The organism is Lysobacter sp. K5869, assembly GCF_018847975.1.
GTDB lineage: Bacteria > Pseudomonadota > Gammaproteobacteria > Xanthomonadales > Xanthomonadaceae > Lysobacter.
This window is the reverse complement of record NZ_CP072597.1, coordinates 3,318,016-3,337,431: the sequence shown is the minus strand read 5'-3', so window position 1 is coordinate 3,337,431 and position 19,416 is coordinate 3,318,016. Positions and strand designations below refer to the sequence as shown.

The window sequence follows — 19,416 nt, the reverse complement described above, 5'->3', positions numbered from 1 at the left end:
TCGCCGACTCCTCGTCGGCGCTGCTTCGTTGGGGCGCACGTCCATTGCGGGGCCCAGCCGACGGCCGGGAGGTCCAGCCCCGCAGAGTACCCCATCGCCCGCGCGCCCGGTTTGGCCGGCGCGGTCGCCTGCGCGCCGCCCCTGCGCCGCAGCAACGGCCGGCGGCGCGGGGCGAACGCCCGTTCAGATCGCCGGGTCGCCCACGTCCAGCCGGTACTCGAAGTTCTGCCGCATGGTCCCGTAATCGGGATCGTCCGGGTTGCCGTAGTTGGCGCCGATGCTGAGCCGGTGCGCCCCCGGCGCCAGCGGTGGCAGCAGCAGCCAATAGCCGTCGGCGGCGGCGCGGACCACGCCGCGGCGGTCGTCGGGGCCGGTGTCGTCGCGCTCCGCGCCGGGGTCGAAGCAGCGCGAGGTCAGCCGCGCCGGGCGCGCCAGCGGCTTGCCGTCGAGCAGGACCACGGCGCTGACCAGGTAATCGTTGTTGACTGCGGCCCGCTGCTTGACCTCGGCGCAGCTCATCGCGTCCTCGCCCAGGCGCGGCCCGTGGAAATACATATTGATGACCGGAACCAGCAAGTGCTTGCCGGCCGGCACCCGGCAACGGCGCTCGGCGTCGAAGCTGCCGTCGGTACCGGCGAGGAACCAGACCGGGCCGTCTTCGTCCTGGTGCATCGCGCAGCGGCGGCCGTCGCGGTCCAGATAAGGCTGGCGGCCGGCCGGGAAGCTGTGCGCCCAGCGCCACCAGCGGATCGTCCACTCGGCCGCGGACGCGCCGCCGATCGTAGCGGGCGCGGCGGCGCTCGCGCGCGGCGCGGGCGCGGCGGCGCTCGCGCGCGGCGCGGGCGTGGCGGGCGCTCGCGAGGCGGGCGCCGCGATGGCGAACGGCGCGGCGAGCAACGCGGCCGCGGCCAAAACGGCGGCGGCGCGGCGGCCCTGCGCGAGACAGGCGGGGTGATCCATTCGTTGTCGCTCCTTAATCGTTGATCGTCAGCGCGCGGCCGCGCTCAAGCCCACTCTTCCAAGCCTTCGCGCCGGTACAGCTCGGCGAAGCTCGGCCGCGCCTTCATCCGCCGCGCCAGCTCGCCCAGATGCGGCCACTCGTGCGCGGGACGCGGCAGCTTGCGGGTCCAGCGCATCAGCATGGTCAGATAGAAATCCGCGGCGCTGAGGCGTTCGCCGAGCAGATACGGCCCGTGCTCGCGCAGATGCGCGTCGAGCCGCTCGCACGCCGCCTCGATCCGCGCCTGCGCGCCGCAGCGCACCGCGTCGTCGTCGGCCTGCAGATCGCCGGGATACCACCACAGGCGCAACGGCGCCTGCAGCGACGCGGTGAGGTTGAACATCCACTGCAGATATTCGGCGCGCCGCGGGTCGTCGAGGGAAGGCGCGAACGCGCCGTCGCCATGGCGGTCGGCCAGAAACAGCGTCAGCGCCGCGGCCTCGTAGCGCGGCTGGCCGTCGACCAGCAAGGTCGGCACCACGCCGTTGGGATTGAGCGCGAGATAGTCCGCGCCCTTGTGCTCGCGCCCGGCCATATCGACCGTGCGCAGCTCGTGCGGCAGGTCCAGTTCGATCAGCAGCCAATGCACGACGAGGCTGGCGGTTCCGGGCGAGTAGTACAAGGCGTACATGCGCGATTCCTGAGCGGCGGCGGATGCGCAGTCTAGGCGATGGCGCCGGGCGCGCGCATGACGGCTGTCATCTGTCAACGGCAGGCCGCTTCGCGCACAGGCGGGGCGCGGCGCGATCCCGTACATTAGCCCGCGCGCCGCGTCCGCCGCGGCGCGCTCCGCCGCCGGCACGGATCCGTCCGGCGCCCGCCACGCAAGGAGTGTCCGCATGCGCTTGCCCGTCGCCCTCGCCGCCCTCGCCTTGCCGCTGTGCTTGAGCGCCTGCGATTCGTTCGAGCGCGCGCTGGAACAGGCGTCCAAGCCCGGCGACACCGACGCGCCCGCGCAACCCGCGCCGCCGCAGCCGGCGCTGGATCCGAGCCAACCGGCCGAATCGAGATACGCCGCGCAGCCGCAGCCCGCCGCGCCGGCGAACGCGGCGCCGGCCGACATCGCGCAAGCCCGGGGCGCCGCCGGCAAGACCAAACCGTTCGCATTCGAGCCGCCCGCCTCCGCGCGCAACGACGACGGCCCCAGCGACTGCGCGTTCGGCGGGCTGCCCGCCGGCACCCGCGTCTACGCCGCCGGCGCCTACAGCGGCCGCAAGCTGGGTTTCCAGATCGACCAAAGCGGCCACGAAGCCACCCAGATCGACGTCGCCGTCGACGACGACGCGCCGGTGGCGCTGCTGCTCGGCGCGTACGAGCCGACGGTGTGGAATATCGGCTGGTCCAAGCGCACGCGCATCGTCGCGGTGCGGGTCGGCGGCTATCACCGCCAAGCCGTGACCGGGCTGCCGGCGGGCGTGCCGCTGCGGGTGTCGAGCTACGACAACCGCGGCGCCTGCGGCTATTTCTATGTCGACGCCACCGGCGCGGCCAAGCTGTCCGCGCTGGCCCAGAGCACCTTCGCCCTGCCGCTGACCAGCATCCACATCGCCCAGCAGGGCCGCGCCCAGATCGGCCCCGGCAACGGCGTCTGGATCACCGATTCCGCCGCGCCCGCGCCGCAGATCTTCCGCATCGCCGATTCGCAACTCGCCGGCCCCGCCGGGCTGCAGCACGCGGTCGACGCCGGCCTGCTGCGCCCGGCCACGCGCGCCGACGGCGACAAGTGGCTGGCCGCGCAGGCCGCGTCCGCGCCGGCGTTGCCGCCGGTGATCGGCGCGCCGCCGCGGCGCATGGACCTCTACAACGCCTTCGTGGTGCTCAAGCCGATGCGCCTGCCCGCCGGCCTGTACGGCGCGCACTCGGCGACCTTCTTCGTGCCCAAGGGCGTGAGCCGGCCGAGCGGCGAACTCGGCCATTCCACGCTCTACGACTTCAACACCCTCGCCTGCTCGGGCGTGCAATGCGCGCGCGAGTGACGGCCGTTCCCCGAATCCGTTCCGCACCAAACTGGAATCCGCAATGACCCGCCAGCCCCAGTTCCGCACCGCCGCCCTGCCCTTCGCGCTCGCCCTCTCGCTCGCCGGCGGTTTCGCCGCGCCGGCCTTCGCCGACGAGGCGCCGATCAGCACCGTCTCCGAGCGCAGCGGCTTCGTCAAAACCGGCCGCTACGAGGAAGTGATCGCGCTGTGCGCGCGCTTCGCCCAGCGCTATCCCGACGCGGTGCGCTGCGAAGATTTCGGCGTCACCCCGGAAGGCCGGCCGATGAAGGTGCTGGTGGTCACCCGCAGCGGCGCGTTCACGCCGGAACAGGCGCAGGCCAAAAACCTGCCGGTGATGCTGATCCAAGGCGGCATCCACGCCGGCGAAATCGACGGTAAGGACGCGGGTTTCCTGGCCTTGCGCCAGGCGCTCGACGGCGAAGCCGCCAAGGGCGCGCTGAGCAAGCAAGTGCTGCTGTTCGTGCCGGTGTTCAACATCGACGGCCACGAGCGCTTCGGCGCCTGGAACCGTCCCAACCAGCGCGGCCCGGAGGAAATGGGCTGGCGCGTCACCGCGCAGAACTACAACCTCAACCGCGACTACCTCAAGGCCGACGCGCCGGAAATGCAGGCGATGCTCAAGCTGGTGCAGCGCTGGGATCCGCTGGCCTACATCGACCTGCACGTCACCGACGGCGCCAAGTTCGAGCACGACGTGTCGATCCAGGTCGAACCGGTCCACGCCGGCGACGAAGCGCTGCGCAAGGCCGGTACCGCGCTGCGCGACGGCACCATCGCCCGCCTTTCCAAGCAAGGCTCGCTGCCGCTGCCCTACTACCCCTCGTTCGTCGAATCCGACAACCCGGCCTCCGGCTTCGAGGACGGCGTGCCGCCGCCGCGCTTCTCGCACGGCTATTTCTACCTGCGCAACCGCCTGGCGATGCTGGTGGAAACGCACTCGTGGAAGGACTATCCCACGCGCGTGCGGATCACCCGCAACGCCATCGTCGACGTGCTCGATCTGGTCGCCGCCAACGGCGCGCAGTGGCGCGGCGAAGCGCTCGCCGCCGACCGCCGCGCGCAGCAGCTCGGCGGGCAGAACGTGGCGCTGGACTACAAGGCCGGCGACAAGAGCCGCACCGTCGCCTTCCGCGGCTACGAGTACACGCGCACGCCGTCGGAGGTGTCCGGCGCGCTGATGACGCGTTACGACGAGACCAAGCCGCAGGTGTGGAACGTGCCGCTGAAGTACGACATCCAGCCCGCGCATCAGGTGCCGGCGCCGCGCGGCGGCTATCTGGTGCCGGCCGCGCAGGCGGCGTGGGTGGCGGCCAAGCTCGATCAGCACGGCGTCGAATACCGCCGTTTGGACGCGGCGCTGAGCGGCGCCCAGGTCGAGGCCTTCCGCGCCGACAAGGCCGAGTTCTCGCCGCAATCCAGCGAAGGCCATCAGCGCAACGCGCTCAGCGGCCAGTGGAAGAGCGAGCGCCAGGACTTGGTCGCCGGCGCGTTGTTCGTGCCGATCGCCCAGGCCAAATCGCGTCTGGCGATGGCGTTGCTGGAACCGCAGGCGCCCGACTCGCTGGCCGCCTGGGGCGAGTTCAACAACGCGTTCGAGCGCAAGGAATACATGGAGGACTACGTCGCCGAGGACGTGGCGCGCGAGATGCTCAAGGACCCCAAGGTCAAGGCCGAATTCGAGGCCAAGCTGCGCGACGACGCCGCGTTCGCCAAGAGCCCGCAGGCGCGGCTGGACTTCTTCTATCGCCGGCATACCGCGTGGGACGAGCGCTACAACCTGTATCCGGTTCTGCGCACCGACACGGCACCGCGTTGATCGCAATCCTGTAGGAGCGGCGCAAGCCGCGACCGCGACACCGCGCCTGCGACGCAGCGCCGGTGTCGCGGCGAACCTTCGCTTTTGTAGGAGCGGCGTGAGCCGCGACCAACCGAAGCCGCGTACGCAAGCGCAGGATCCGAAGCCGACAGCGCTCGGCCGCTTAGCGGTCCAGCGCTTGGAGAGCTTGGCTTCTACCACTACGCTTTCGTACGTCGCTTCGGTGGATCGCGGCTCACGCCGCTCCTACAGCGAGCCATCGCGGCGATCCGGCAGCTTCGCGTTATCCTCGACGCATCGCCGCAACCGGGAAACGCCCCATGTTTCCACGCCGCCTGTTCCTGATCGCCCTCGCCGCGGCCGCCCTCGCCGGCTGCGCCGCGCCGCCGAAGCGGCCACCCGTCGCGGACCGCGTCCCCACCCGCGAAGTGCGCGTGCTCACCCTCAACCTGTGGCACGACAAAGGCGATTGGCCCAAGCGCCGCGCGTTGATCGTCGAGGAGGTGCGCCGCCTGAAACCCGACCTGATCGCCTTGCAGGAAGTGCTGCAACGCCCAGGCCTGCGCAATCAGGCCGAGGACTTGGGCGAAGCGCTGGGCTACCGGGTGAGCTTCGTTTCGGTCGATCCGCCCGACGCGCCGCGCCGCTACGGCAACGCGATCCTGCTCGCGCGCGCGGATGCGCAGACGCAGGAGCACAAGCTCGACCCTTTGAACGATTACCGCACCGCCGCGCACGCGCTCGCGTTCGGCGACGCGCGGCATTCGGGCGTGGATTTCTACGCCACGCACTTGCACAACGAACGCGGCGGCGGCGCGATCCGCCGGCGCCAGATCGACAGCCTGCTCGGTTTCGTCGATGCCACCGCGCGCACCGGCTATACGATTCTCGCCGGCGACTTCAACACCGACGCCGACGCGCCGGAGTTGGCGCCGCTGCGCGCGCGTTACGCCGACGCCTTCGCCGCCGCGCATCCCGATCTGGCCGGCGACGCCCGGCGCGCGAGCACGCTCAATCCGGCGTACTTGCCGGCGCAGCGGATCGATCATGTGTTCTACGACCCGAACGCGTTCGCGGTGACCGAGGCGCGGATCGTGTTGAACGAAAGCCGCGACGGGGTGTGGGCGTCGGATCACTTCGGCGTCTTCGTGCGTTTGCGGCCGTTGCGGGCGCGGGCGCAGGAGATGCCGGGGTTTCGGTGAGGAATGCGATTGAGGTTCCGCTGGCGTTCCGAGGCGCGAGGCGTCGGGGGAGCGCGATGGAACGGCAAAGTCGAAATGGGTTCCGGCTTTCGCCGGAACGACGGGGTGGTGGATTCGCTGGGTTGGGCGGGGGCGTGTCTGGCGACGACGGGTCGCGTCGGCTTGCGCGGCCGCGCGGGCTTCGATGAAGGCGAACAGGGAGCGTGCGGCCGCGTCCGTCGGACCCGTCGCGCGGTACGCGCCGACCGATTCACTTAGCCATGTACTTCCAGTTCCGCATCTTCCCTTCCGCCATCCACTCCACCGCCTGCGCCACCCGCGCGCGCCGGGTTTCCTCGCGCTTGGCGGTCTCCACCCACTCCACGTACTCGCGCTGCTGACTCGGCGGGAAGCCGTCGAAGGTCTTGCGCGCGGCGGCGTTGGCGGCGAGCGCCGCGGCCAGATCGGCGGGCGGCGACGGCGGCGGCTTGGGCTGCGAGGTCTTGGTCGGCGGGCGCTTGGCGCCGGTTTCGATCAGCGCCATCGCGCGCTTCACCAGCGCGGCGAAGTCGCGGCGGCCCGGCAGGTCGGCCAGCGCGGTCAGGCGTCCGAACTGGCCCATCGCGTCGCTGCCGGCCGACTGTTCGGCGCCGACGATGTTCGCGCCCTGCCAGAAGCCGAAGCTGGCGTGCTGCTTGAACGCGGCCATGCCGCAGAGAATCTTGCCGCGGTAGACGAAGTTGGGCATGCCCCATTTGATCGCCTCCTCGACCTGCGGGCAGGCGGCGTGCACGCGCTCGCGCAGGTCGCGCAGGATCGGCTGCGCGAACGGGGCGGCCTTGGCGATGTAGGCGTCGATGCGCGGGTCGCGCGGGGAAGCCGAGGCGGCGGGAGCGGCCGGTTTCGCGGCGGGTTTGGGCGCGCCCTGCGCCGACTTGCTCGCGGTTTTCTTCGCGGCCTTCGCGGGCGTGTTCGCGCTTTTCTTGGAGGCGTTCGCGGGCGTGTTCGCGGCCGCGGACGGCGCGGCCTTCTTGGCCGGCGCTTTCTTCGCGACGGCGGGCTTCGCAACAGCCGGCTTAGGATCGCCCCGTTTCGCCGCGACCTTCCTAGCCGCCGCCGCTTTTCCGGCCGCCGGCTTCGCGCCCGCCTTCTTCGCCGCGACGGCTCGCTTAGCGGCCGCCGCTTTCCCACCCGAACCCGATGCGCCCCGAGCCATGACCCGCACTCCGTGCCGAAGACGGCCCATTCTGCGCCGCCCGCGCGCGCCGGCTCAATCGCCGCGCGTCGTCCGCTTCAATCCGGCAGGCGCCATTCGCCGAGCAGCGAATATTCGTTGCGCCGGCCCAACTCGCTGTGCAGCAGCACGAAACGGTCGATGCGCCAACGCAGCGGCTCGACCGGCGTCGTCGCCAAGCCGCGCTCGGCCTGGCGGACGATAGTGACGTGCGGCGCGTGCGCGCGATGGCTGGCGACGACTTTCACCCCGTGCTTGGCCAGGGCCACGCCAAGGCGATCCCACAGCAAGGTCAGCCCCGGATCGGGCTGCGCGCTGCCCAGCCACCACGGGATATCGCGATTGGCGAAACTGCCGGCGCGGTCGAGGACGAGATCGAACGCAGCGGTCCGCACCGTCGCCGCCGCGGCGGCGGCGCGTTCGGCCAGCGACTGCGGCAGTGGGTCGAAATCGCCGAGAAATTGCAGGGTGAGGTGATAGCGGTGCGCGCCGATCATGCGCCCGCCGGGCCGCTGCGCCGCCTCCAGCGCCTGCGCGCGTTCGCGGATGCCCGCGCGGGTGTCGGCGTCGGGCCACAGGGCGAAGAACAAACGGTGCAGTTCGCCGGGCTGGCGCGGCGCGGGGTCGCCGAATAAAGAAGACTGATGCATCGCCGAAGTCTAACCGCACGCGGCGCGCGGCCGAAGCCGCGCGCCGCGCGCTTGGACGGAACTCAGAACCCGGCGATCAAGGCTTCGGCTTGGCCTTGTCGTCGGCGTAAGTGCCGGCCGGTTCGGCTTCCAGCTTGCGCGTATCGGCGCCGAGGATCTCGGCGGCGACGCGGCGCACCTGCGCCGGATCGGCCTTGCGCAGATCCGCGTCGGCCTTCGGCCCGAGCGCGGCGACGACGTCGCCGATCACCTTCTTGTTGGCGTAGGGATGCGGGTGGTCGATGTCGTCGTCCTGGCTGCGGTAGAAGCGGTCGAGCAGCTTCTCGCGGCTGGTGTCGGCCTTGGCCAGTTCGACCAGCTTGGCGCGGTACTCCAGGCGCCACGCCGGCAGCTTGGGCCAACGGTTGAGGTCGGCGAAGTGCTGCGCTTCGTGGCCGAGGAAGCTGACCTTGAAGTCTTCGCCCTGCAGATCGCCGTAGGCCTCGCGCACCGCATACAAGCCTTCGGGCTTGGCCCAACCGGCCGCGCCGGTGACGCCGCAAGCGGTGTAGTGGCTCCAGCCGCGGCTGATCCAGCCGTCCATCACGAACACCTTGACCGGCTGCTGCACGCCGCCCGGCAGGTCGACGGTGTAATCGCGCACCTCCTGCCCGCCCCACAGGAACAGGTCGTACAGCGGCGGGGTGCGGCCCTGCAGCGGATGCAGGCCGCGCTCGCGCAGACGCGCGTCGAGCTTGGCGTACAGCGCCTCGAAGGCCTCGTCGCCCTCGCCCGGCGGCGGTTCGCCGATGGCCGCGGCCAGTTCGTTCTTGAGCTGGCGGTCGAGCTGGGCGCGCTGCTGCGGCTCGCGCACCGCGTGCCACCAATAGCGCTGGTAGATGTCGAGCACCTTGGCCGCGAACTCGTCCTTCGGCGCGCCCACCGCCGGCGGCGGCGCGGCGCGGTCGTGGCGTTCGATCATGCACTGGCGGAAGCTCGCGTCCTTGCCGTCGAACTGTTCGGCCGGCGCGGCCTTGAGCGCGCTCAGCGCCTCGGGCACTTCGGCGCGCAGCGAGGCGCCGAGCGCGCGGTTGACCGCGTCGGCGGCCAGCGGGCCGCTCTTGGGCGACAGCGGCGCGGCGGTCGCGCCGATCATCCAGCCGATCAGCACCGGCAGCGCGGCGGCGGGCAGCAGGGACAACATCGGGGTACGGTTACGCATGGGGGGACTCCGGGCTTCGCGCGGTGGGCTGTTGCGGCCATTAAGCCGCGAGCGCGGCCGGCGAATCTTGTACGTACTTGATCTGTCCCTTGCGCAGGCGTCCCTGGATCAGTTCGTCGCGGACCGGCCCGCGGTCGAACAGCAAGCCCTGCGCCAGTTCGCGGCGCAATTGCAGCGGCGTGCAGCCGGCGTGGGCGACCACGATCCGGTGCAGATGGCTCTGATCGGCGAACCCGGCCGCGGCGGCGACCTCGGCCAGCGGCATCGGCGCGCCCATCAGCTGCAGCGCGCGGCGCCAGCGCGCTTCGCGCCGCAGCGCGCGCGGCGACATGCCGAAGCTGCGGCCGATCGCGCGGCTGGCGTGCTCGGCCGAAACGCCGAGTTCGCGCGCCAGTTCGGCGATCTCGCGTTCGTCGTCGGCCATGCGCCGCAGCAGTTCGCCTTGCCAATCCGGCAGCGCCGCCGCGGCCTGCGGCGCGGCGCAGGCCAGCAGTTCCGACAAGCGCTGCGGCGCGCGCTCGAACACCTCGCGCGCCTCGCGCAGGTCGTGCACGCGCCAGGCGCGCGCGGCGAAACCGGCGTCGGCGAAACCCGCGGCGGTAATCGCGCCCGGCGTCAGACCGGCGCTGAGTTCCAGATTGATCGCGCTGGCGCCGCTGCGGCCGAAGCGGTCGCCATGGGCATGGAACGGCGGGTGCAGGATCAGCGTTCCCGGCGCGCACGGCAGCGGGCCGTCGAGGCTGGACTCGGTGTAGTCGCCGTCGAGCACCAGCGCCGCGTACGGCTCGCGGTGGCGATGCGTCGCCAGCGCCTCGTTGCGTTCGTGGCGGGTGCGGTAAGCCGTCATGGGCGCGCCGGCGCGGCGCCGCGGGCGAGGTAGTCGGCCAATCCGCCCAACTGCAGCCCCTGCACCTTGTCGACCACCGGCGCGAACTTGGACAGATCGTCCGGCGTGTAGCCGCCGGCGCGATAGAACAGCACGATGCGGGTGCCGCCGCCCTGGCCCGGGCTGAGCCGGAATTCCATCGCGCCGTTCAAGCCCATGCCCTGCAACGGGCCGAGCCCGCCGAGCAGGCGCAAGGTCTTGCCGGGTTCGACGAAGCTCACCGTCATGTGCTGCGCCTGACGCCGGCCGTCGCCGCTGCGTTCGCAGAAGCAGCCGCCGGCTCGCGCGTCGATCGACAAGGTCGAATCCCGGCCCCACCAGGTGTGGTCCTTCGGCCACCAGCGGTCGACGTCCTGGGTCAGCGCCTTCCACGCGGTGTCGGCGTCGACCGCGACGGTGCGCTCGTTCTCGACGGTGAAGCCGTTGGCGGCCGAGTCCTTGACCGCCGCGGCGGCGGACGCGGCGACGGCGGCGAGGCAGATCGCGATCAGGGCGTGGCGGACGGTGCGCATCGGCAGGCTCCCGCGCCGCGCTGGCGGCGCCGATGCGCGAATTAGGAACCGCGGCGGCGGCCGCCGCAATGGCCGGAAGTTGGGATGCGTTCGTGCGAAGACGACGCCCGCTTGGGGAGGCGTGCGGCCTGCGTCGGCACGCGAGGCGTCGGCGAACTCGGCGGTACCGGCGGCGGCCGACCGTATCGCCACCCGTCGTGCAGGCAGCGCCGGTGCGAACGCCTGCGAACCGAACCCGCCGCGAAGCTTTCGCGGCGGGCGTCGCTCGACCGTCAGCCGTCCAGTTCGACCCAGCGCGAATACGCGTGGTCGAGCTCGGCCTGAGCCTTGGCCAGCTCGGCGTTGTGCGCGTTGATCGCCGCGCTGTCGCGCTGATAGAACGCGGGCTGGTTCATCTGCTCGCCCAACTCGGCCAGCTTGGCTTCCAGCGATTCGATCCGCGCCGGCAGCTGCTCCAGTTCGCGCGCGTCCTTGTAGCTGAGCTTGCGCTTGGCCGCGGCCGGCTCGGGCGGCGGCGGCGCGGCCGCGGCGGGCTTGGCCATCGCCGCGGCGGTGGACTTGGCCGGCGCGGCGCCGACCGGACGCTGGCGCAGCCAATCGCTGTAACCGCCGACGTACTCGCCCACCCGCCCCCCGCCTTCCATCACCACGGTGGAGGTCACCACGTTGTCGAGGAAATCGCGGTCGTGGCTGACCAGCAGCAGCGTGCCCGGGTAATCGCCGAGCAGCTCTTCCAGCAGCTCCAGCGTTTCCACGTCCAGGTCGTTGGTCGGTTCGTCCATCACCAGCAGGTTGGACGGCTGCGCGAACAGCTTGGCCAGCAGCAGGCGGTTGCGCTCGCCGCCGGACAGGCGGGTGATCGGCGCGCGCGCGCGTTCCGGGGTGAACAGGAAATCCTGCAGATAGCCGATGATGTGCTTGTTCTTGCCGCCGACTTCGACGTACTCGCGGCCTTCGGCGACGTTCTCGATCGCGTTCCAGTCCTCGCGCAAGGTCGCGCGGTACTGGTCGAAATAGGCGATTTGCAGATTGCTGCCCAGGCGAACTTCGCCCGCCTTGGGCGTCAGCTCGCCGAGCAGCAGCTTCAGCAGCGTGGTCTTGCCGCTGCCGTTGGGGCCGATCAGGCCGATGCGGTCGCCGCGGAACACGGTGCTGGAGAAATCGCTGAGCATCGGCTGGCCGCCGTAATCGAAGGCGACGTCCTTGGCCTCGATCACCTTGCGCCCGGATTGCTCGGACTGGGCGAACTCCATGCGCACGTTGCCGACCGTGTCGCGGCGCTGGGCGCGCTCGTTGCGCATCGCCTTGAGCCGGCGCACGCGGCCTTCGTCGCGGGTGCGGCGGGCCTTGATGCCTTGGCGGATCCACACCTCTTCCTGCGCCAGCAGCTTGTCGAAGCGGGCGTTTTCCTGCGCTTCGGCGTTCAGGCGCTCTTCGCGGCGGCGCAGGTAGTTGTCCCAGTCGCCGGGCCAGCTGGTGACGCGGCCGCGGTCGATCTCGACGATGCGGGTCGCCAGCGCGCGCAGGAAGCGGCGGTCGTGGGTGACGAACAGCAGCGCGCCGTTCCAGGACTTGAGGAATTGTTCGAGCCAGTCGATGGCTTCGATGTCGAGGTGGTTGGTGGGTTCGTCGAGCAGCAGCAGATCCGGCGCCGAGACCAGCGCGCGCGCCAGCAGCACGCGCCGCTTCATGCCGCCGGACAGGCCGGTGAACATGGCCTCGCCGTCCAGGCCGAGCCGGGTCAGGGTTTCGGTCACGCGCTGGTCCAGCGCCCAGCCCTCTGCGTCCTCGATCTTGGTCTGGACCTTGGCCACGGCGTCGGCGTCGTAAGGCTCGGCGTGGCTGAGATGGTGGAATTCGGCCAGCCAGTGGCCGAGCTCGCCGAGGCCGTCGGCGACCACGTCGAACACGGTGCCGGTGGCGCCGGCCGGGACTTCCTGCTCCAAACGGGCGACGCGCACGCCGCCTTCGCGGCGGATCTCGCCGTCGTCGGGCTGCAATTCGCCGGCCAGCAGTTTCATGAGCGTGGACTTGCCCGCGCCGTTGCGGCCGATCAGGGCGATGCGTTCGCCCGCTTCGATGGCCAGTTCGACGTTTTCGAGCAGGAGTGGGCCGCCGACGCTGTAGTCGGCGTTCTGTACGGTGATCAAAGGCATGCGCGCATTCTAGCCGGCGCGGCGGCCCAGCGCCGCGTCGGCGATGCGATCGGCGCGCGCCGTCAGGTGCGGGCCAGCAGCGGAAACCGGCTGTGCGGGCCGAGCCGGGACGGGTCGAGGCCGCGCAGGAACAGGCCGGCGTCGCGGTCCGGGCCGCTCGGGCGGGCTTGCGGCCACAGCGTTCGCGGGTCGAAACCGAAGCGCAATGCGCGGATCGGGCGCTCGATCAGGCGCGGCAGCGCGGCGGCCAGCGCCGCGTGCGAGGGGGCGGCGGCGAACACGTCCTCGACGGTCAGCACGCCGTCGTCTTCCTGGGCGAAGACGACCGTGTCGGCGTCGATCCGGAACAGCGGCGCGGAGTAGCCGTTGGCGGCGTACCAGGTCGCGGTGCGGCCGTAATCGCGGGTGGCGAAGCCTTCGCTCGTCGGCGCGGCGCGCGCGGCCAGGGCGAGGAAGGCGTCGCGCGTCGCCGGATCGGCGAGATCCAGCCGCGGCGCGCGGCGCGGCGCCGGCTCGGCGATGTAATCGGCCTCGAATTCGCTCTGCGGCGCGGGGACGAAACCGAAGCGCGGGTAGAACTCCAGCACGCTGTCGTTGGCGAACAACAGCGCCGGCGCGTCGCCGCACGCGGCCAGCGCCGCCTCCATCGCCCGCCGCGCCAAGCCGCGACCGCGCGATTCGGGCAAGCAACCGACCGCGCCGAACTGGAACGCGACGATCTCCTCGCCGTCCACGATCAAGCGCTGACGCATCGCCGAGGCGTTGGCGACGACGCGACCGTCCTCGAACAGGCTGTAGGCGAGATAGCCCGGCGCCCACTGTTCCCACTCGCACCAGCGGCGGAAGTCGGCTTGGGTGAAGACGCGCGAAACGTAGTCGCAGTAGGCCGGGTGCAGGGCCGTGTCGGTGTGGTCGAGGATGCGCAGGGTCGGTTGCGGCGACATGGCGCGATTGTGCGCCCGATCGCTTGCCGCGAGCGTGTCGTTTTGTATCGGAGCCTCCCTGTAGGAGCGGCGCGAGCCGCGACTGCGAGAACGCAACTACGCCGCAACTATCGGCACAGCTGCGTTCTCGCAGTCGCGGCTCGCGCCGCTCCTACAGGTGGATTTCATGGAGTTACGAGCTGCACGACAGCATCGAGCAACCCGCCCGCTCGCGCGCCCAATCCGGCCGCTTGGCCGCGAACGCCTCGCGTCCGGGCTGGTCTTCGTACGGCCGGCGCATCACGTCCAGCAACTCGCGCACCCCGCTCGGGTCGCCCTGCTCGGCGCGGTCGATGGCCTCTTGCGCCAGATAATTGCGCAGCACGTAACGTGGATTCGCCGCGTCCATGCGCGCCGAACGCTCGGCCGCGGAGGAACCGTCCTCGCGCGTCCGCGCCGCGTAGCGCGCGAGCCAGTCGCGCAGCGCCGGCCCGGCCTCGTCGGCGCGCGCGGGGTCGTAGTAAGCCTCGTCCAACGGCGCCGGATCGGGGCGTTCGTCTTCGACGGCGATATCGGCCAGCGCGCGATAGAACATCGTCATATCGACCTCGTTCGCCTGCAGCCAGCCGCGCAACTCCTGCATCAACGCGACATCGCCGTCGTTGCATTCGCGCAGCCCCAGCTTGCGCGCGATGCTGTCGCGCTCGGCTTCGTTGTAGACCTCGACATAACGCCGCAACCCGTCCTGCAAGGCTTCGGTGGCGATGACCGGCGACAACGCGCCGGCCAAACGGCTCAGATTCCAATACGCGACTTGCGGCTGCTGGCCGTAGCGATAGCGCCGGCGCCCCGCGTCGGTGGTGTTCGGCGTCCACTCCGGATCGTAGTTGTCGACCCAGCCGTACGGGCCGTAATCGATGGTCAGGCCGAGGATCGACAGATTGTCGGTGTTCATGACGCCATGCACGAACCCGACCCGCATCCAATGCGCCATCAGCGTCGCGGTGCGCTGCGCCACTTCGCCGAACCACTGCGCGTAGGCGTTCTCGCCGCCGTCGGCCAGATGCGCGAAATCGCGGCGGATGCAGAAATCCACCAGTTGCTTCAACAGCGCCGTATCGCCGCGCGAGGCCGGCAGTTCGAAATTGCCGAAGCGGACGAACGACGGCGCCACGCGGCAGACGATCGCGCCCGGCTCGGCCTGCGGATGGCCGTCGTAGAACATGTCGCGGACCACCGCCTCGCCGGTGCCGACCAGGCTCAGCGCGCGCGTGGTCGGCACGCCGAGATGATGCATGGCCTCGCTGCACAGGAATTCGCGGATCGAGGAACGCAACACCGCGCGGCCGTCGGCGCTGCGCGAGTACGGCGTCGGCCCGGCGCCCTTGAGCTGCAGTTCCCAGCGCCGGCCGTCGTCGGCGACCGCCTCCCCCAGCGAAATCGCGCGCCCGTCGCCGAGCTGCCCGGCCCAGGCGCCGAACTGATGGCCGCCGTAATTGGCCGCGTACGGCTGCATGCCCGGCAACAGCGCATTGCCGCCGAACACCTGGGCGAACGCGTCGCTGGCGACGTCGGCATCGCCGAAGCCCAGCGCCGCGGCCATTTCGGCCGAATGCGCCAACAGCGTCGGCGCCGCGACCGGGGTGGGATCGACCCGCGAGTACAAAGCGCCGTGGACTTGGCGCACGCCCGGCGCGGTGTCCGGGTCGCCCGGTAGGTCGCGGACGAAGGCATTGTCGAAGCGCAGTGCGTGCATGGCGGCGGAGGCGGTGGCGATAGGCCGAAGATGGGTGCCGGCGGCGGCGAATCCAAGCCGCCGGACGCGGCGCCGGCTCTGCTCAGCCCAGCAGCGAATACGGCCCGCCCTTCTCCAGCGCGCGCTGGTAGGCCGGCCGCGCGCGGATGCGCTCGACGAAGGCTTGCATCCGCGGCCGTTCGCCGCCCGCGCGCGCCGCCGCGGCCTCGACCGGGAAGCTCATCTGGATGTCGGCGGCGGTGAAGCGGTCGCCGGCGAACCACTCGTGCTGGCCCAGTTCGCTTTCGATATAGCCCAGATGCAGCGCCAACTGCGGCCCGACGAAGGCACGCATGGCCTTGTCGGCGATCCCGCGCGCCACCGGCTTGGCGAAGAACGGCATCGGCGCCGACTTCAGGCGCGAGAACACCAGACTCAGCAACAGCGGCGGCATCGCCGAGCCCTCGGCGTAGTGCATCCAATAGCGGTAACGGCGGCGTTCTTCGCCGTCCAGCGGCTGCGGCGCCGGCGAGACCGCGTGGCCGCTGTCGTAGCGCTCGCACAGGGTTTCGATGATCGCCGCCGATTCGGCCAGCACCTGCCCGTCCAGTTCCACCAGCGGCGATTTGCCCAGCGGGTGGATCGCGCGCAGTTCCGGCGGCGCCAGCATGGTCTTGGCGTCGCGCTGGTAGCGGACCACCTCGTAGGGCAGCTCCAGTTCCTCCAGCAGCCACAGCACGCGTTGGGAGCGGGAATTGTTGAGGTGATGGACTTTGATCATGGCCGGCGGCGTCGGTGGGCGATGCCCGCATGGTACCGGGCGCGGACGCCGCGGCCATGACGCCGGCGCGCCGGGGCCGCACAATGCGCGCTGCTTCCCCGTCTTTCCGCCATGACCAATACCCCCGCCGCGCCGCAAATCTGGGTCGACGCCGACGCCTGCCCCGTCGTGATCAAGGACATCCTGTTCCGCGCCGCCGAGCGCGAGCGGATCGCGCTGACCCTGGTCGCCAACCAGTGGCTGCGCACGCCGCCGTCGCGCTACATCCGCGCGATCCAGGTGCCGTCCGGGGCGGACGTGGCCGATACCGAGATCGTGCAGCGGCTCGCGGCCGGCGATCTGGTGGTGACCCAGGACATTCCGCTGGCCTCGCTGGCGCTGGCCAAGGGCGCGGTCGCGCTGAACCCGCGCGGCGATCTGTACACCCGCGACAACATCGCCGAGCGCCTGTCGATCCGCAATTTCATGGAGGAACTGCGCGGCGCCGGGGTCCAGACCGGCGGCCCGCCGGCGCTGCACGCGCGCGACCGGCAGGCGTTCGCGGCGCAGTTGGACCGATGGCTGGCGCGGCGGGCGCGTTGAGGCGGCGCGGACGCGGTCAATCGATCCGGTAGCACTCGCCCGCGATCCCGTTTTCGACCCACGCCCGTTCGACCCAGGTGTCCTTGAAATGGCGGCAGAAGAAGCGTCCGAACACGCTGCCGTCCAGATACGCGACGGCCGCGACGACGGCGAGCGCGACGGCCGCGAACGCAAGCGCGTAACGCGAGGCGCGCACGTCAGGCCTTGCGCGCGGCGACCAAACGCGCGCTCGCGGCCACCGCCGCCAACGCCACGCCGAGTACGGCGAACGCCACCGGCAAGCTGCTGATCTTGGCGATCCAGCCGATCCCGGCCGGGCCGATCAAAATACCGGCGTAACCCAGCGTGCTCACCGCCGAAATCGCCGCGCCCGCGGGCATGACCTTCTGCCCGCCGGCGGCGGTGAACAGGATCGGCACGATGTTCGAGCACCCCAGGCCGATCAGCGCGAAGCCCAGCAGCGTCGCGCCGACCCACGGCAGCGTCGCCGCCAGCGCGAAGCCCGCCGCCGCGCAGACGCCGCCGAAGGCTAGCACCGGACGCGGCCCGAAGCGCTGCACGATGCGGTCGCCGTTGAAGCGGCCCACGGTCATCGCCAGCGCGAACACCGCATAGCCCAAGCCGCCGGCGCTGGCCTCGACGCCGCGCTGCGACACCAGCAGCAACGCGCTCCAGTCCAGCATCGCGCCTTCGGCCAGGAACACGATGAAGCACAGCGCACCGACCAGGATCACGATGCCGTGCGGCAACACGAACATCGAACCGCCGTGGCCGTCGTCGCCGTAGCGCAGCAAGCCGCGGCTGCCGGCCAGCGTCAGCAGCGCGAGCAGCACCGCCACGCTCAGCGCGGCCACCAGCGGCGTCGCCTGCAGCCACAGCAAGGCGCTGACCACGGCCGCGCCGGCGATGCCGCCGACGCTGAAAAACCCGTGAAAACCCGACATCAGCGCGCGGCCGCTGGCTTTCTCGACGATCACCGCCTGGATGTTGATCGCCACGTCGATCGCGCCGATCGCCGCGCCGAACGCGAACAGCGTCAGCGCCATCGCCGGCACGGTGTGCAGGTGCGCGAGCAGCGGCAAGGTCGCGGCGACCGCGGCACTGGCCAACAAAATCACCTTGCGGCAGCCCACCCGCGCGGCCAGCGCGCCGGTCAGCGGCATCGTCGTCATCGAACCGGCGCCGAGCGCCAGCAACAACAGGCCGAGCGTGCCTTCGTCGATGCCGGTGCGGGCCTTGGCGTAAGGCACCAGCGGCGCCCACGCCGCCATCGCCAGACCGGCGATGAAGAAGGCGATGCGGGTGGACAGGCGTTCGAGCGCGCCGGGGGTGTCGCCGCGGGCGACGGTGGCGTCTACAGGGTACGAATCGCTCATCTGGGTCTCTTTGAAGTTCGAGGTGCGATGTGGAGCGGTCTGCGATGCGCAGCGTCGGGGTCGAACACCGTGACATGACGACCGTTCGCGGCAGGTATGCGTTGCGGATGCGCAAGCCGCGCTTTTGAATCCGCGTCGGCGAGCGGCCGTCACGATCCGCGTCGCGAACGCGGACGCCTCGCGATGCATCCGCCGCGCGGAAACCGAAGCGTCCGGCCTGAAAGTCCTCCCACGTTGGAGGGGATGCAGCGACGCTGCCGTGGGAGGACTTTCAGGCCCGATGCTCCGCATTTAGGCCGCGCCCCGCCCGTTGCGCCGACCAGCGAGAAACGAGCGCGCAGAAACGCGCACGCAGAAACGAGAAACGGGCAAGGCCGAGGCGTCGCGCCGCAGCGAACAAGCTCGCCCTCGCTTTACTCGCTCCTCACTCCTCTCCACTCGCTCCCCGCTCCGCCCGCACCACCCGCGCGCCCTTGGCCGCGAACGCGCGCGCCTGCGCCGCGTCGCCGCCGTGTTCGATCACCAAGGCCGACACCGCGTCGGCGGCCAAGACCGTGTACGGCGCGGCGGTGCCGAATTTGTCGTCGGTCACCACCACCGCCACCGCGCGCGCGGCGTGGGCCGCGGCTTGCTTGAACTGCGCGTCCTCGTAGTCGCGCGCGCTGATGCCGGCCTCGTGGTCGGCGCCGCAGACGCCGAGGAAGTACCAGTCGCTGCGGATCGTCTCGACCTCGCGCAGCGCGCCGGCGCCGAGCGCGGCGCCGATGCGCGGCTGGATGCGGCCGCCGACGACGATCAGTTCCAGGTCCTCGCGCGGCGCCAGCAGCGCGGCGATGGCCGGGGCGTTGGTCGCCACGGTCAGGCCGAAATCGGCCGGCAGCGCCTGGGCGATGGCGATGTTGGTCGAGCCGGCGTCGAGGAACAGCACCTGCCCGCGCTCGATCAGCCCGACCGCGGCGCGCGCCAGCGCGGCCTTGCGGCCCGGCGCCTGGGCGCGGCGCTGGTCCAGGGTGCCGCGGTCCGGCGCCACCGGCAGCGCGCCGCCGTAGACCCGCCGGCATTGCCCGGCCGCGGCCATTTCGCGCAGATCGCGGCGGATGGTGTCGTGCGAGACCTCCAGTTCGCGCGCCAGATCGACCGCGATCACCCGGCCCTGGGCCAGCAAGCGCTCCAGGATCAGGCGATGGCGTTGCTGCGGCAGCAGTTCTTCGGCGGGCATCGGCGGCTCCGGATCGTTCACGATTCGACTCAATCGTGCACAATCGTGCACACACGTGCAAGCCCAACCCCGGCAGCCGGCGGAAACGGGCAAATCCGGCACAGCCGCGACCCGGCCCTCGCCGAGCCGCGGACAAGGCATCGCCGCGATGCGCTTTCGCGCAG

The 19,416-nt window shown here is 71.2% G+C and carries 17 protein-coding genes and 1 pseudogene; 4 read left to right on the top strand and 14 right to left on the bottom strand.

The genetic code is table 11. From position 1 onward, the window contains the following. Positions 1 to 183 precede the first annotated feature (183 nt). Entirely contained in the window at positions 184 to 960 is a 777-nt protein-coding gene (locus J5226_RS14430; RefSeq protein WP_255322794.1) for a hypothetical protein, read from the bottom strand. A gap of 44 nt (positions 961 to 1,004) precedes the next feature. Beyond that, a complete protein-coding gene (locus J5226_RS14425; RefSeq protein ID WP_215835168.1) occupies positions 1,005 to 1,631 on the bottom strand; it encodes a glutathione S-transferase family protein in 627 nt (208 codons plus the stop codon). Positions 1,632 to 1,839: 208 nt separating this feature from the next. Here J5226_RS14425 and J5226_RS14420 point away from each other — a divergent pair, with 208 nt between their 5' ends. From J5226_RS14420 to J5226_RS14410, 3 genes and pseudogenes are all read left to right on the top strand, one after another. Further along, positions 1,840 to 2,976 carry a hypothetical protein gene (locus J5226_RS14420; RefSeq protein WP_215835167.1) on the top strand — a complete coding sequence of 379 codons (1,137 nt, stop codon included), beginning with the start codon at positions 1,840 to 1,842 and terminating at the stop codon, positions 2,974 to 2,976. Positions 2,977 to 3,115: 139 nt separating this feature from the next. Continuing rightward, a pseudogene (locus J5226_RS14415) lies at positions 3,116 to 4,816 on the top strand (M14 family metallopeptidase); the annotation flags it as partial. A 320-nt stretch (positions 4,817 to 5,136) separates the two neighbouring features. Continuing rightward, complete coding sequence (locus tag J5226_RS14410; protein WP_215835165.1) at positions 5,137 to 6,018, top strand: endonuclease/exonuclease/phosphatase family protein; 882 nt, start codon at positions 5,137 to 5,139, stop codon at positions 6,016 to 6,018. A gap of 250 nt (positions 6,019 to 6,268) precedes the next feature. Here J5226_RS14410 and J5226_RS25440 read toward each other — a convergent pair whose 3' ends face one another. The 9 genes from J5226_RS25440 to J5226_RS14365 all read right to left on the bottom strand — a co-directional run bounded on the left by J5226_RS25440 (position 6,269) and on the right by J5226_RS14365 (position 16,075). After that, positions 6,269 to 7,213, bottom strand: a complete 945-nt coding sequence (locus J5226_RS25440) for a YdeI/OmpD-associated family protein (protein WP_255322793.1) — start codon at positions 7,211 to 7,213, stop codon at positions 6,269 to 6,271. A 77-nt stretch (positions 7,214 to 7,290) separates the two neighbouring features. Then, on the bottom strand, positions 7,291 to 7,881 hold the full coding sequence (gene thpR, locus J5226_RS14400) for an RNA 2',3'-cyclic phosphodiesterase (protein WP_215835164.1): 591 nt from the start codon (positions 7,879 to 7,881) through the stop codon (positions 7,291 to 7,293). Between the two features lie 76 nt (positions 7,882 to 7,957). Then, on the bottom strand, positions 7,958 to 9,082 hold the full coding sequence (locus J5226_RS14395) for a hypothetical protein (protein ID WP_215835163.1): 1,125 nt from the start codon (positions 9,080 to 9,082) through the stop codon (positions 7,958 to 7,960). 40 nt (positions 9,083 to 9,122) lie between these two features. Beyond that, complete coding sequence (locus J5226_RS14390) at positions 9,123 to 9,929, bottom strand: helix-turn-helix domain-containing protein (RefSeq protein WP_215835162.1); 807 nt, start codon at positions 9,927 to 9,929, stop codon at positions 9,123 to 9,125. Next, positions 9,926 to 10,480: an SRPBCC domain-containing protein gene (locus J5226_RS14385; RefSeq protein ID WP_215835161.1), complete on the bottom strand. Its 555-nt coding sequence runs from the start codon at positions 10,478 to 10,480 to the stop codon at positions 9,926 to 9,928. Before J5226_RS14385 ends, J5226_RS14390 begins: the two co-directional genes overlap by 4 nt. Before the next feature lie 272 nt (positions 10,481 to 10,752). Then, positions 10,753 to 12,636, bottom strand: a complete 1,884-nt coding sequence (locus J5226_RS14380) for an ATP-binding cassette domain-containing protein (RefSeq protein ID WP_215835160.1) — start codon at positions 12,634 to 12,636, stop codon at positions 10,753 to 10,755. A 62-nt stretch (positions 12,637 to 12,698) separates the two neighbouring features. Beyond that, positions 12,699 to 13,580, bottom strand: a complete 882-nt coding sequence (locus J5226_RS14375; protein WP_215835159.1) for a GNAT family N-acetyltransferase — start codon at positions 13,578 to 13,580, stop codon at positions 12,699 to 12,701. 172 nt (positions 13,581 to 13,752) lie between these two features. After that, positions 13,753 to 15,315, bottom strand: a complete 1,563-nt coding sequence (locus J5226_RS14370) for a protein adenylyltransferase SelO (protein WP_215835158.1) — start codon at positions 15,313 to 15,315, stop codon at positions 13,753 to 13,755. 82 nt (positions 15,316 to 15,397) lie between these two features. Further along, positions 15,398 to 16,075, bottom strand: a complete 678-nt coding sequence (locus J5226_RS14365) for a glutathione S-transferase (protein WP_215835157.1) — start codon at positions 16,073 to 16,075, stop codon at positions 15,398 to 15,400. Positions 16,076 to 16,186: 111 nt separating this feature from the next. Between J5226_RS14365 and J5226_RS14360 the strand changes: the two genes are divergently transcribed. Further along, entirely contained in the window at positions 16,187 to 16,657 is a 471-nt protein-coding gene (locus J5226_RS14360; protein ID WP_215835156.1) for a YaiI/YqxD family protein, read from the top strand. Positions 16,658 to 16,673: 16 nt separating this feature from the next. On the opposite strand, the gene J5226_RS14355 is transcribed toward J5226_RS14360, so the two are convergent. From J5226_RS14355 to J5226_RS14345, 3 genes are all read right to left on the bottom strand, one after another. Then, positions 16,674 to 16,853, bottom strand: coding sequence for a hypothetical protein (locus J5226_RS14355; RefSeq protein WP_215835155.1), 180 nt, complete (start codon positions 16,851 to 16,853; stop codon positions 16,674 to 16,676). A gap of 1 nt (position 16,854) precedes the next feature. Further along, positions 16,855 to 18,033: an MFS transporter gene (locus J5226_RS14350; RefSeq protein WP_215835154.1), complete on the bottom strand. Its 1,179-nt coding sequence runs from the start codon at positions 18,031 to 18,033 to the stop codon at positions 16,855 to 16,857. A 424-nt stretch (positions 18,034 to 18,457) separates the two neighbouring features. Next, positions 18,458 to 19,252: a DeoR/GlpR family DNA-binding transcription regulator gene (locus J5226_RS14345; RefSeq protein WP_215835153.1), complete on the bottom strand. Its 795-nt coding sequence runs from the start codon at positions 19,250 to 19,252 to the stop codon at positions 18,458 to 18,460. Positions 19,253 to 19,416: the final 164 nt, after the last annotated feature.

Excerpts from the sequence above, each read along its gene's own strand:
- J5226_RS25440 (WP_255322793.1), bottom strand. The coding sequence starts at position 7,213 with ATGGCTCGGGGCGCATCGGGTTCGGGTGGGAAAGCGGCGGCCGCTAAG.
- J5226_RS14385 (WP_215835161.1), bottom strand. The coding sequence starts at position 10,480 with ATGCGCACCGTCCGCCACGCCCTGATCGCGATCTGCCTCGCCGCCGTC.
- J5226_RS14370 (WP_215835158.1), bottom strand. The coding sequence starts at position 15,315 with ATGCACGCACTGCGCTTCGACAATGCCTTCGTCCGCGACCTACCGGGC.
- J5226_RS14360 (WP_215835156.1), top strand. The coding sequence starts at position 16,187 with ATGACCAATACCCCCGCCGCGCCGCAAATCTGGGTCGACGCCGACGCC.
- thpR (WP_215835164.1), bottom strand. The coding sequence starts at position 7,881 with ATGCATCAGTCTTCTTTATTCGGCGACCCCGCGCCGCGCCAGCCCGGC.
- J5226_RS14420 (WP_215835167.1), top strand. The coding sequence starts at position 1,840 with ATGCGCTTGCCCGTCGCCCTCGCCGCCCTCGCCTTGCCGCTGTGCTTG.
- J5226_RS14430 (WP_255322794.1), bottom strand. The coding sequence starts at position 960 with ATGGATCACCCCGCCTGTCTCGCGCAGGGCCGCCGCGCCGCCGCCGTT.
- J5226_RS14375 (WP_215835159.1), bottom strand. The coding sequence starts at position 13,580 with ATGTCGCCGCAACCGACCCTGCGCATCCTCGACCACACCGACACGGCC.
- J5226_RS14345 (WP_215835153.1), bottom strand. The coding sequence starts at position 19,252 with ATGCCCGCCGAAGAACTGCTGCCGCAGCAACGCCATCGCCTGATCCTG.
- J5226_RS14390 (WP_215835162.1), bottom strand. The coding sequence starts at position 9,929 with ATGACGGCTTACCGCACCCGCCACGAACGCAACGAGGCGCTGGCGACG.
- J5226_RS14395 (WP_215835163.1), bottom strand. The coding sequence starts at position 9,082 with ATGCGTAACCGTACCCCGATGTTGTCCCTGCTGCCCGCCGCCGCGCTG.
- J5226_RS14380 (WP_215835160.1), bottom strand. The coding sequence starts at position 12,636 with ATGCCTTTGATCACCGTACAGAACGCCGACTACAGCGTCGGCGGCCCA.
- J5226_RS14410 (WP_215835165.1), top strand. The coding sequence starts at position 5,137 with ATGTTTCCACGCCGCCTGTTCCTGATCGCCCTCGCCGCGGCCGCCCTC.
- J5226_RS14350 (WP_215835154.1), bottom strand. The coding sequence starts at position 18,033 with ATGAGCGATTCGTACCCTGTAGACGCCACCGTCGCCCGCGGCGACACC.
- J5226_RS14365 (WP_215835157.1), bottom strand. The coding sequence starts at position 16,075 with ATGATCAAAGTCCATCACCTCAACAATTCCCGCTCCCAACGCGTGCTG.
- J5226_RS14425 (WP_215835168.1), bottom strand. The coding sequence starts at position 1,631 with ATGTACGCCTTGTACTACTCGCCCGGAACCGCCAGCCTCGTCGTGCAT.